General features: G+C 65.4%; 9 protein-coding genes, 4 tRNA genes and 1 pseudogene. 8 read left to right on the plus strand and 6 right to left on the minus strand.

All coding sequences use genetic code 11. From position 1 onward, the window contains the following. Both BW39_RS29410 and BW39_RS29415 read right to left on the minus strand, forming a co-directional pair. Positions 1–835, minus strand: an 835-nt coding sequence (locus BW39_RS29410; protein WP_442854820.1) for a TPM domain-containing protein, incomplete at its 3' end; no start/stop codon positions are given. 9 nt (positions 836–844) lie between these two features. After that, positions 845–1,432: a LemA family protein gene (locus BW39_RS29415; RefSeq protein ID WP_012202362.1), complete on the minus strand. Its 588-nt coding sequence runs from the start codon at positions 1,430–1,432 to the stop codon at positions 845–847. A 148-nt stretch (positions 1,433–1,580) separates the two neighbouring features. Here BW39_RS29415 and BW39_RS29420 point away from each other — a divergent pair, with 148 nt between their 5' ends. Both BW39_RS29420 and BW39_RS29425 read left to right on the plus strand, forming a co-directional pair. Continuing rightward, on the plus strand, positions 1,581–2,567 hold the full coding sequence (locus BW39_RS29420) for a YheT family hydrolase (RefSeq protein WP_043825878.1): 987 nt from the start codon (positions 1,581–1,583) through the stop codon (positions 2,565–2,567). 5 nt (positions 2,568–2,572) lie between these two features. Beyond that, the gene (locus BW39_RS29425) at positions 2,573–3,124 is read left to right on the plus strand and encodes a DUF2946 family protein (RefSeq protein ID WP_043825880.1); all 552 of its coding nucleotides are present in this window, start codon (positions 2,573–2,575) and stop codon (positions 3,122–3,124) included. A gap of 57 nt (positions 3,125–3,181) precedes the next feature. On the opposite strand, the pseudogene BW39_RS29430 reads toward BW39_RS29425, so the two are convergent. The 4 genes and pseudogenes from BW39_RS29430 to BW39_RS29445 form a co-directional block, all read right to left on the minus strand. Continuing rightward, a pseudogene (locus BW39_RS29430) lies at positions 3,182–3,712 on the minus strand (c-type cytochrome); the annotation flags it as partial. A gap of 218 nt (positions 3,713–3,930) precedes the next feature. Then, positions 3,931–5,388: an efflux transporter outer membrane subunit gene (locus tag BW39_RS29435; RefSeq protein ID WP_043825883.1), complete on the minus strand. Its 1,458-nt coding sequence runs from the start codon at positions 5,386–5,388 to the stop codon at positions 3,931–3,933. Next, positions 5,381–8,536: an efflux RND transporter permease subunit gene (locus BW39_RS29440; RefSeq protein WP_043825884.1), complete on the minus strand. Its 3,156-nt coding sequence runs from the start codon at positions 8,534–8,536 to the stop codon at positions 5,381–5,383. Before BW39_RS29440 ends, BW39_RS29435 begins: the two co-directional genes overlap by 8 nt. Positions 8,537–8,551: 15 nt before the next feature. Then, positions 8,552–9,844, minus strand: coding sequence for an efflux RND transporter periplasmic adaptor subunit (locus tag BW39_RS29445; RefSeq protein ID WP_043825886.1), 1,293 nt, complete (start codon positions 9,842–9,844; stop codon positions 8,552–8,554). Between the two features lie 192 nt (positions 9,845–10,036). Here BW39_RS29445 and BW39_RS29450 point away from each other — a divergent pair, with 192 nt between their 5' ends. The 6 genes from BW39_RS29450 to BW39_RS30755 all read left to right on the plus strand — a co-directional run. Then, positions 10,037–10,669: a TetR family transcriptional regulator gene (locus BW39_RS29450; RefSeq protein ID WP_200871563.1), complete on the plus strand. Its 633-nt coding sequence runs from the start codon at positions 10,037–10,039 to the stop codon at positions 10,667–10,669. An 80-nt stretch (positions 10,670–10,749) separates the two neighbouring features. After that, positions 10,750–10,825: transfer RNA gene (locus BW39_RS29455), tRNA-Arg, on the plus strand. A gap of 91 nt (positions 10,826–10,916) precedes the next feature. Beyond that, a tRNA-Tyr gene (locus tag BW39_RS29460) sits at positions 10,917–11,002 on the plus strand. Between the two features lie 55 nt (positions 11,003–11,057). Further along, positions 11,058–11,131, plus strand: a tRNA-Gly gene (locus BW39_RS29465). Between the two features lie 43 nt (positions 11,132–11,174). Then, positions 11,175–11,249, plus strand: a tRNA-Thr gene (locus BW39_RS29470). Between the two features lie 78 nt (positions 11,250–11,327). Continuing rightward, a partial coding sequence (locus tag BW39_RS30755) for a GTP-binding protein (RefSeq protein ID WP_040631438.1) occupies positions 11,328–11,430 on the plus strand: 103 nt, incomplete at its 3' end.

Consider the following 11,430-nt stretch of genomic DNA (forward strand, 5'->3'; position numbering starts at 1 on the left):
CGCCACCGCTGCGGCCGCCGCCTCCGCCAAAGCCGCCACCACCGCCCCATCCACCGCCGCCACCCCTGCCTGAGCGGCCGCTTCCCAGCAGGGTGAACAGCAGCGCGACGACTCCCGCTCCTGCGGCGACGAGCAGGCTGGCCGTCACCACATAGGCGGCAATGCCGGCGCCTGCCCCCGCCAGCACGGAGGCCAGCGGCCGGCCAAGCACCGAGCGCAGGATGGGGCCGACCACGGCCACGCCGAAGAAGAAGAACAGCATCAGGTCTTCCATGTCGAAGCCCCTGTCCGGGCTTTTGGAAGACTGGGGGCTGGAGGAGGGCGCCGGCAGTTGCTCGCCCGCAATGCGCGCTGCCACCTGGTCCAGCGCAGCGGTGATGCCGCCCGCATAGTCCCCCTGGCGAAAGCGTGGTGCCATCTGCTGGTCGATGATGCGCGCGGCCGTCAGGTCGGGGATCGCGCCTTCCAGCGCGCGGGCCACTTCCATGCGCATGCGCCTGTCGTTCTTGGCAATCACCACCAACAGGCCGTCGCCCACGTCGCGGCGGCCGATCTTCCAGTCACTGGCCACGCGCCAGGCATAGGCGGCAATGTCCTCGGGCGCGGTGGTGGCCACCATCAGCACGACGACCTGCGAGCCCGACTTCTGTTCGATGCCACGCAGCCTGTCTTCGATGGCGCGTGCCTCATCGGCCGACAGCGTGCCCGTCTGGTCGATGAGCCGCGCCGAGAGGGCCGGCACGTGCTGCGGCGCCTGCGCCAGCGTGCTCCCGGGCAGCAGCAGCATGGTCAGGGCAAGGGCGCAAAGCATGCGCCACAGTGGCACCAGGGACATGGTCACGGCTTACTTGTTGCCGAAGTCCACCGTGGGCGGACGGGAGATTTCGGCCTCGTTCTGCACGCTGAAGCTGGGCTTGGGTTCGTAGCTGAAGACCTTGGCCGTCAGATTGGTCGGAAAGCTGCGCGCCAGCACGTTGTAGGACTGCACGGCCTGGATGTACTGGTTGCGCGCCACAGTGATGCGGTTCTCCGTGCCCTCCAGCGTCACACGCAGGTCGCGGAAGCCCTGGTTGGCCTGCAGCTGGGGATAGCGCTCGGCCACCACCATCAGCCGCGACAGGGCACTGGACAGCTCGCCCTGCGCCTGTTGGAACTTGTTGAAGGCCTCGGGGTTGTTGACCAGCTCGGGCGTGGCCTGGATGGAGGTGGCCTTCGCGCGCGCCTCCACCACCTTGGTCAGGGTTTCCTGCTCGAAATTGGCCTCGCCCTTGACCGAGGCCACGATGTTGGGCACCAGGTCGGCACGGCGCTGGTACTGGTTGAGCACCTCGCTCCAGGCCGACTTGGTCTGTTCGTCAAGACGCTGGAAGTCGTTGTAGCCGCAGCCGGTCAATGCCAGGACGGTGGCAAGCGTGGCGAGTAGACGTTTCATAAGATGGCAACCTGAAAGCGACAATGGAAAACAGTATCGCGCACGATGCATGCGCAATGCTGGCGATTGTGCTGCGCGCCCGGCCTGCTGCCCTGTAGGGCAAAGGCCATTGCGCAGCGGTGTGGCAAGGACTGCTAACAGGGCTTTTATGCACGAATTCACGGCGGCGCGCTGGTTGCCCGGGGGCCACGCCCAGACCATCTGGCCGGCACTGTTCGCGCGCCACTGGCCGGTGGGCCAGGCGGCGCCCGCCTGGCGCTGGGAGCGCTGGGATACCCCGGATGGGGACTTCATCGATGTCGCCTTCGGCGGTGCTCCCACCCTGCCTGCCGATGCGCCATGGCTGGTGCTTTTCCATGGCCTTGAAGGCTCGGCGAACAGCCACTATGCCCAGGCCATGGCCTGGGTGGCCGCGCAGCGTGGCTGGCACATGGCCGTGCCGCACTTTCGCGGCTGCAGCGGCGAGGTCAACCGGGGCCCGCGCGCCTATCACTCGGGCGATGTGCAGGAGGTGGACTGGATACTGCGCCGCCTGCGCGCACGGTCTTCCCGCCCGCTCCATGTGGTGGGTGTTTCCCTGGGCGGCAATGCGCTTGCGCGCTGGGCCGGTCTGCAGGCAGACAAGGCCGCCGAGGTGGTCCAGGCCCTTGCGGCGGTGAGTGCGCCGCTGGATCTGGCGGCTGGCGGCATGGCGCTGGGGCAGGGTCTGAACCGCTGGATCTACACACGCATGTTCCTGCGCACGCTGGTGCCCAAGGCGCGGGTCAAATGGGCGCAATTTCCCGGGCTCTTCGACCGCGATGCCGCGGTGCGCGCGCGCGATCTGAAGGAGTTCGATGACGCGTTCACGGCACCCGTGCATGGCTTTCTCGATGCGCACGACTATTGGCGCCGGGCGGCAGCCAAGCCTGTGCTGGGCAGCATTGCCGTGCCCGCGCTGCTGCTCAATGCGCTGGACGATCCCTTTGTCCCTGCATGCAGCCTGCCAGGGCCAGGCGAGGTCGGCCCACGGGTTACGCTGTGGCAACCGCCGCATGGCGGTCATGTGGGTTTTGCACAGGGACATTGGCCAGGGCATGTACTGGGCATGCCGCAGGCCGTCACGCAGTGGCTGGCAGACAGCGAACAAGGATGAATGCAATGGACGATATCGTGAAGCAGGCCATGGCCAAATGGCCCCATGTGCCCGCCTGCAGCGGCTGGCTGGGGCTGGACGAGCGCGGGCGCTGGTATCTGCGCGATGAAGAGGCCCAGGCCTATGGCGCTTTCGACAGCGGCATCCCGGGAGCCAAGGGCGCGGAGGTACGCAACGAAAAGCTGGCGGACTTCATCGCCCGCAACTATCTTGCCGAGCCTGATGGTCGGTGGTTTTTCCAGAATGGTCCCCAGCGCGTGTATGTGGAACTGGAAAGTACACCCTGGATATGGCGGCTGCGCTGGGATGGCGAGCGCCTGCAGGTGCACAGCCACACAGGGGCAGAGCTGCAGGCCGCAGACATCAAGGAGGTTTTGATGGATGAGACAGGGCGCCTGTATCTGGCCATGCCCTCCGGCCTGGGCCTGGTCCATACGCAGGACATGGTCGATGCCGCTGCCGCGCTGGACGCCGGCATGCTGCCTGCCTGTGAAGAGGTGCCGGCACAGACGTTGCCGCAACGCTACGGTTTTGTGCGCAGTCCGGCCCGGGCATGAAAAAACCGGCCGAAGCCGGTTGGTGCCAGGCATCCTGGGCCTTGCTCAGTTGGCGGGTGCCGCTGCACCTTCTGCTGCAGCGCCTTCTGCGGCCGGGGCCTTGGGCTCTTCAAACTTGCCACCTGCGGCATTGGCCATATAGACCACGCCACGGGCAATTTCGGTGTCGTTGAAATCGCCGCCGCCTTGAGGCGCCATCGCTCCCTTGCCCTTGAGGGCCGAGTGCACCAGACCTTCCAGACCTTGTGCCAGGCGCGGGCCCCAGGCCGCGGCATCCGCGAACTTTGGAGCACCTGCGGCACCTGTGGCATGGCAGGCCGCGCATTGGCCCTTGAAGACTTCTTCACCCGAGCGCAGCGGGCGATTGGCATCCCGGATTTCCACGAGGCCGATTTTCTGCAGCCGCTGGGCCTTGGCCATTTCGGTCTGGGAAGCGCCGGCGCCGGCCTTGTCTGCCGAGCTCACGTATTGCACGAGGCCGATGATCACGAACACCGGAACCACGAACGAGAAAAACACCGCCATCAGCAGCTGCTTGGGGTTCTTGATCGGGCCCGTATGGGCTTCTTCGGTGTGGGTTGCGCTCATGAAGTCCTCTTGTGTTGTGGGGGCGTGAGTCAACAACAAATTATATCGACGGGCCTCTTGCAGACACTGCGCGCAGACCCGGGTTGACCTGGGGCGCACATATGCCATGAGATGGATCAAGCAAATGGCAAATGCTTTCCGCGCGCCATGAAAAAGAGGTGTTCACCTTGCGGAGAACACCTCTGTGCGGTTGGCGCGGCAGATGCCTGCCTTGGGTCTTACTGCGCGGGCGCGGGAGCCGGCGTGGCTGCCGCTGCTGTCGCCGTCCTGTCGGTCCAGCCGCCGCCAAGCGCCTTGTACAGCTCGATCTGGTTGAGCAGCTGCGCCAGACGCACGCTCACGGTGGACTGCTCCAGCGCGAATAGGGTGCGCTGTGCATCCAGCAGGTCCAGGTAGCTGGCCACGCCGTTGCTGTAGCGCAGGTCGGACAGCTTCAGGCGTGCCTGCTCGGCTTCGAGCTGGGCGCGCTGGGCCATGATCTGGTCACGCAGCGTGCCCTGGCTGTCCAGTGCGTCGGAGACCTCGCGAAAGGCGCTCTGGATGGACTTCTCGTACTGGGCGATGGCCACTTCGCGCTCGACCTTGGCTGCAGCCAGATTGGCCGAATTGCGGCCCGCATCGAAGATGGGCAGGAGGGCGGATGGCGCGAGGGTGAAGCCCCAGCTGCCGCTCTTGAACAGGCCCGACAGCTCGTTGCTGGCCGTGCCGAACTGCCCCGTCAGCGTGATGCGCGGGAAGAAGGCTGCACGCGCGGCACCGATGTTGGCGTTGGTGCTGATCAGCTGCTGCTCGGCCTGGCGAATGTCGGGCCGCTGCGTGAGCAGGTCCGACGGCAGGCCGGCCGGCACGGCGGGCAGGTCGGCCGTGTCGCGCAGTCCCTGGCTGGAGCCCAGGCTGGCGAGCACGTCCGCTGGCAGGGACTGGCCCAGCAGCAGCACCAGGGCGTTCTCGTCCAGGGCGCGCTGGCGCTGCTGCTGCGCCAGCGTGGCGCGCGCAGCCTCGGTCAGCGAGACGGCCTGGCGGTAGTCCAGCTCGGACGCCACGCCCGTGTCGAAACGCAGCTTGGTCAGCTTGATCGACTCTTCACGGGTCTGCAGCGTGTCGCGCGAGATCTTCAGCAGTTGCTCGTCGGCCAGCAGCGTGTACCAGCCGCTGGCCACAGCGGCCACCAGGCTGGTCTGCGCGGCGCGGCGAGCTTCCTCGGTCGCCAGGTACTGGGCCAGGGCCGCTTCCTTCAGGCTGCCGATGCGGCCGAAGAAGTCCAGCTCCCACGAGGTGACGGCGAGGCCGACCTGGTAGCTGTTGACGTACTTGGTGCCCGAGCCCGTGGTGTTCGGGGCGCGGCTGGCGTTGACGCCGGCACCGACCGTCGGGAACTGGTCGGCGCGCGTGATCCGGTACTGGGCCTGGGCACGCTCGATGTTGAGCGCGGCCACGCGCAGGTCTCGGTTGTTGTCCAGCGCGGTGCGAACCAGCTGCTGCAGGCGTGCGTCCTGGAAGAAATCCTGCCAGGGCAGCTGCGCTGCAGCCGTGCCGCCTTCCGCCGCAGCGGTGGCGTTCGCGCGGGTGTACTGCGCCGCGACCGGAGCGGCAGGGCGCTCGTAGGTGGGGATGAGCGAGCATCCCGCCAGGAGCAGGGCGGTGGCGATGGCCACCGGGGTACTGCGATTAATCATGGCTCAAGGCCTCCTTGCCGGCCGGTGTGGACGGCGGGTTGTGCGATTTGATCTTGCCCTTGAACAGCTTGCGCACCACGACGAAGAAGGTGGGCACGAACAGCACGGCCAGCACGGTGCCGGTGATCATGCCGCCGAGCACGCCGGTGCCGATGGCACGCTGGCTGGCCGAGCTCGCGCCCGTGGCGATCACCAGAGGCACCACGCCCAGGCCGAAGGCCAGCGAGGTCATGATGATGGGGCGGAACCGCAGGTGGGCGGCTTCCAGCGCAGCCTCGATCAGTCCCTTGCCTTCGGCCTGCAGGTCCTTGGCGAACTCCACGATCAAGATCGCGTTCTTCGCCGACAGGCCGATCACCGTCACCAGTCCGATCTGGAAGTACACGTCGTTGGAGTAGTTGCGCAGCAAGGTGGCAAGCACCACACCCAGCAGACCCAGCGGCACGACCAGAATCACCGACAGCGGAATGGACCAGCTTTCATACAGGGCAGCCAGGCACAGGAACACGGCCAGGATGGCGAAGGCGTACAGGAAGATGGCTTGCGAGCCCGCCAGCTTTTCCTCACGCGACTGGCCGGTCCACTCGAAGCCGAAGCCTTCGGGCAGCTTGGCAGCCAGCTTTTCCATCTCGTCCATGGCATCGCCCGAGCTGAAGCCCGGTGCGGCCGAGCCTTCGATGCGCACGGCAGGGTAGCCGTTGTAGCGCACCGTCTGCTGGGCGCCCTTGACCCACTTGGTGGTCGCGAACGTGGACAGCGGCACCGGATCGCCCTTGGCATTGCGCGCGTTCAGGCGCAGCAGGTCGTCGGGCTGCATGCGGGCCGGAGCATCGGCCTGCACGATCACGCGCTGCAGACGACCCTGGTTGGGGAAGTCATTGACGTAGGACGAGCCCAGCGCCGTGGACAGCGCGGCATTGATCGAGGTGAAGTCCACGCCCAGGGCGTTGGCCTTGTCGCGGTCGATCTCGATGCGCAGCTGGGGCGCGTCCTCCAGACCATCGGGACGCACGCCGGCCAGCACCTTGCTCTGCCCGGCCATGCCCAGCATCATGTTGCGGGCATTGATCAGCGCATCGTGCCCGTGGCCGGCACGGTCCTGCAGGCGGAACGAGAAGCCCACGGCGTTGCCCAGTTCGGGAATGGGCGGCGGGTTCACGGCGAATACGAAGGCATCGCGGATGCCCGACGTCATGCCCATGATGCGGCCCGTCATGGCGTCCACCGTGGAGTTCGCTCCCTTGCGCTCGGACCAGTCCTTGAGCGGCACGAAGGCGAGGGCGGCGTTCTGGCCCTGGCCGGAGAAGCTGAAGCCCAGCACGCTGACCATGTTGGCCACTTCGGGCTGCGGCAGCACGGCTTCTTCCACCTGCTTCATCACCTCCAGCGTGCGCTCCTTGGCGGCGCCAGGGGGCAGTTGCACGTTGACGATGAAGTAGCCCTGGTCCTCGGTCGGCAGGAACGAGGTCGGCAGGCCACGGAACACCACCACGGCGCCCGCGATCACGGCCAGGTACACGCCGATCATCAGCACCGAGCGCTTGAGCAGTCGGGCCACCCAGCCCTCATAGGACTTGGCCGAGCGTGCGAACGTGCGGTTGAACCAGCCGAAGAAGCCCTTCTTCTCGTGGTGGTGACCGGCTTCCACGGGCTTGAGCAGCGTTGCGCACAGGGCCGGTGTCAGCGTCAGCGCCATGAAGGCCGAGAAGCTGATGGAGGCGACCATCACGATGGAGAACTGCCGGTAGATATTGCCGGTGGACCCCGCGAAGAAGGCCAGCGGTATGAACACCGCGATCAGCACCAGCGTAATGCCCACGATGGCGCCCGAGATCTGGCCCATGGCCTTGATCGCGGCTTCGCGCGGCGGCAGGCCTTCCTCGCTCATGATGCGCTCGACGTTCTCCACCACCACGATGGCGTCGTCCACCACGATGCCGATGACCAGCACCATGCCGAACATGGCCAGCACGTTGATCGAGAAGCCCACGGCCTGCATGACCGCGAAGGTGCCCAGCAGCGCAATGGGCACCACGATGGTCGGGATCAGCGTGTAGCGCCAGTTCTGCAGGAACAGGTACATCACCAGGAACACCAGCACGATGGCTTCCAGCAGCGTGTGGGCCACCTTCTCGATGGAGATGCTCACGAACTTGGAGCTGTCGTAGGGAATGGAGTACTTCACGCCCTTGGGGAAGAACTTCTGCAGCTCTTCCATGCGCGCATGCACGGCCTTGGCGGTCGCCAGCGCATTGCCGCTGGGCGTCAGCTGGACGCCGATACCCACGGCATCCTTGCCGTTCAGGCGGGCGGAGGTCGCGTAGGCCTGGCCGCCGATCTCGATGGTGGCCACGTCCTTGAGGCGCACGGTGGAGCCATCGGGATTGGCGCGCAGCACGATGTTCTCGAACTGGCCGATCGAAGACAGCTGGCCCATCACCGTCACCGTGGCGGCGATCTTCTGGCCCGTGATGTTGGGCAGGTCACCGATGGCGCCGCTGGCCACCTGGGCGTTCTGGCTGCGGATGGCGGCCGTCACGTCCTCGGCCGAGAGCTTGTAGCCCTGCAGCTTGGCGGGATCGAACCAGATGCGCATGGCCTTTTCGGTACCGAACAGCTGTGCCTGGCCCACGCCGGCCACCCGCTGGATTTCGGGAACGATGTTGCGCGAGGCGTAGTCACCCAGGGCCACCGTGTCATAGGCCTTGGCGTCCTCGGACGACAGCATGATGAACAGCAGGAAGTTGGACGACGCCTTGTCCACGCGCACGCCCTGCTGCGTCACGGACGCAGGCAGGCGCGGCGTGGCGCGTGACAGGCGGTTTTGCACGTCCACCTGCGCCAGGTCCACGTTGGTGCCAGCCTCGAAGCTGATGGTGATGCTGCCCGTGCCATCGGCCTGGGCCACCGACTCCATGTAGACCAGACCGGGCGAGCCGTTCATCTCGCGCTCGATCACGGACAGCACGCTGTCTTCGAGCACCTTCGCGGACGCGCCTGGATAGGCGGTGTTGATGACGATGGCCGGAGGAGCCACCTTGGGGTATTGAGCGATCGGAAGCTTGGTCAGCGCGATACCACCGAGGACGATGATGAATAGCGCGACGACCCATGCAAAGATCGGTCTGTCGATAAAGAACTTGGCCATTGCTGAGCCCCTTGATTACTTCTTGTCTGCCTGGTCCGCAGGCTTGGCATCGGCTGCGGCTTGCGGGGCTGGCGCTGCCGCGCCGGCCGGCTTCTGGGCACCTGCGGCCTCGGGCTGCCAGGGCACGGGCTTGACCGGCGTGCCGGGCGGCAGCATCTGCAGCTTCTGGAAGCCGTCGACCATGACCTTCTCGCCCGCCTGCAGGCCTTCGCTGACCAGCCACTGGTTGTTCTGGGCCGTGGTCACCTTCACCTGCCGCTTGGTGATCTTGCCGTCGTCGCTGACCACGCTCACGGTGTCGCCGGTTTCGGTGCGCGTCACCGCCTGCTGGGGCACGGCAATGGCGTTGGACGCCTGGGCCTGCTCCATGCGCACGCGCACATACATGCCGGGCAGCAGCAATCCCTTGGGATTGGGCACCTCGGCACGCAGCGTGACCTGGCCCGTGGAGCTGTCCACGGTCAGGTCGGTGAACAGCAGCTTGCCCTTGAGTTCATAGGCCGTGCCGTCGTCCAGGCGCACCTCGACGCTGGCAGCCTCGGCACCATCGGCCTTCTTGAGCTTGCCCTGCTCCATCGCGCGGCGCAGCCGGAAGGCCTCGCTGGACGACTGGGTGAAGTTCACATAGACAGGATTGATCTGCTGGACCACGGCCAGCGGAGTCGCCTCGCCCTGGCCGACCAGCGCACCTTCGGTCACCAGCGACTGGCCGATGCGGCCGGAGATGGGGGCCGTGACGTTGGTGTAGCCCAGATTGATCTCGGCCGTGCGCACCGACGCCTTGCCGGCCGCCACATCGGCCTGGGCCTGCTTGTAGGCTGCCTCGGCGTTGACGAAATCCTGCTTGCTGATGGCGTTGGCGGCAACCAGCGGGCGGTAGCGTTCCAGCTGCGCCAGTGCCTGCGCCTGGTTGGCTTCGGCGCGGGCCTGCGTGGCCTTGGCGCTTTGCAGCGTGGCCTGGTAGGGTGCGGGATCGATGCGGTACAGCACCTGGCCGGCCTTCACATCGCTGCCTTCCCGGAACAGTCGTTCCTGCACGATGCCGGCGCTGCGGGCGCGGATCTGGGCCACGCGGCGCGCATCCACGCGGCCAGGGAGTTCGGTCACAAGGCCCACGTCGGCGGGGGTGGCGACCACCACGCCCACCGGCACGGCGGGCATCTGCTGCTGCGCGGCAGCTTGTTCTTCGGGCTTTTTCCCGCAGGCCGCCATGGCCATTGCGGCAGTGACGGCCAGGGCCACGGTGGTGAGGCGCAGACTGCTGTAAGGGGACGGAGCGGCTGACACATTGCTGCGTGTGCTGGGCATGATGGGTCCTTGTGCTGAATCAAATAACGATGTTGACGTTCCGGTCAGCGCTATCCGGAACGCCCGTGTCCACGGGCAAGTCGCGGATTATACATACATACATGAATGTATAATGACCGCTGTTGCTGCAAGGCGGCGCGAAGCATGGCGTAGCGTGGCATGGCCGGGCTCAACGATGGAAGGAAATACATCTTGGCACGACGAACGAAAGAAGATGCGTTTGCAACGCGCAACAGTCTGCTGGACGCTGCGGAGCAAGTGTTCTACGAACAGGGTGTCGCCCGGGCCTCGCTCAACGAGATTGCCCAGCGAGCCGGCGCCACGCGCGGTGCGGTCTACTGGCATTTCAAGGACAAGCTGGATCTCTTCTACGCCATGCTGGACCGCGTCACGCTCCCGCTGGAGCAGGCGGCCCAGGGCGACTGCGAGGACGATTCGGAGTGCGATGCACTGGAATATGTGCGGCGCCTGATGGCTGTGGTCTTCGGGCGCATCGCCGATGACGACAGCACGCGGCGCGTCTTCGAGATCCTGCTGCTCAAGGTGGAATACGTGGGCGAGCTCATGCCTGTGCAGGAGCGCAACCGTGCCGCACTGGACTCTTTTTCCGCGCAACTGGAGCTGGCGCTGCGCGCGGCTGCCGAAAGCCATGCGGTGACCATGTCCATGCCGGCTCCCCAGGCCTCGATCGCGCTGTGCGCCATGTTCGATGGCCTGTTGCAGAGCTGGCTGCTGGGAAGGGCCTTCGAACTCAAGCAGGTGGGCGCGCAGGCGGTGGACGTCTGCCTGCGGGGGTTGGGCTTCACGGTGCCGCAGGCGCAATAGCGCCGGGTCCTGGGGGCTTGGACGTGCCGGGGCAAAGTCATGCGACAATGCTCGGCTTGTGCAGGGCAGCGATGCCCTGAGCGGCTGTAGCTCAGTGGATAGAGTATTGGCCTCCGAAGCCAAGGGTCGTGGGTTCGATCCCCGCCAGCCGCACCACAATTTTTCTTGGATCGCCCAGGTGGCCTGAGAAAAAAATGCACTGAAATTTTTCTGACGAAAAAAACGGTGCTAGAATTCAAATCTCTTCGGAGGGGTGCCCGAGTGGCTAAAGGGGGCAGACTGTAAATCTGTTGGCTTACGCCTACACTGGTTCGAATCCAGTCCCCTCCACCAGTAATGGTGAAGAAGAGAAGTCATCTGAAAAGATGGCGACGTGCAGTCAATCTGTGCGGGAGTAGTTCAATGGTAGAACCCTAGCCTTCCAAGCTAATGACGCGGGTTCGATTCCCGTCTCCCGCTCCAGTTGGCGCGCAAAGTTTTTTGAGATTGCTTCGGCAGCCTCAAGGCCCATGTGGCTCAGTGGTAGAGCACTCCCTTGGTAAGGGAGAGGTCGGCAGTTCGATCCTGCCCATGGGCACCATTATCTCTGGTGCGCTCGCTAGATGGGGTTGCGCCAAATCCTGTTGTAGTGATTTAGATTTTTTTCGGAGTCGGAAAAATGGCTAAAGCAAAATTCGAGCGTACCAAGCCGCACGTCAACGTTGGCACCATCGGTCACGTGGACCACGGCAAGACGACCCTGACGGCTGCTATCGCTACCG

Origin of the sequence: Delftia sp. RIT313 (assembly GCF_000632165.1) — a bacterium.
In the GTDB taxonomy this organism is placed as follows: domain Bacteria; phylum Pseudomonadota; class Gammaproteobacteria; order Burkholderiales; family Burkholderiaceae_C; genus Comamonas; species Comamonas acidovorans.

Excerpts from the sequence above, each read along its gene's own strand:
- BW39_RS29415 (WP_012202362.1), bottom strand. The coding sequence starts at position 1,432 with ATGAAACGTCTACTCGCCACGCTTGCCACCGTCCTGGCATTGACCGGC.
- BW39_RS29420 (WP_043825878.1), top strand. The coding sequence starts at position 1,581 with ATGCACGAATTCACGGCGGCGCGCTGGTTGCCCGGGGGCCACGCCCAG.
- BW39_RS29425 (WP_043825880.1), top strand. The coding sequence starts at position 2,573 with ATGGACGATATCGTGAAGCAGGCCATGGCCAAATGGCCCCATGTGCCC.
- BW39_RS29435 (WP_043825883.1), bottom strand. The coding sequence starts at position 5,388 with ATGATTAATCGCAGTACCCCGGTGGCCATCGCCACCGCCCTGCTCCTG.
- BW39_RS29440 (WP_043825884.1), bottom strand. The coding sequence starts at position 8,536 with ATGGCCAAGTTCTTTATCGACAGACCGATCTTTGCATGGGTCGTCGCG.
- BW39_RS29445 (WP_043825886.1), bottom strand. The coding sequence starts at position 9,844 with ATGCCCAGCACACGCAGCAATGTGTCAGCCGCTCCGTCCCCTTACAGC.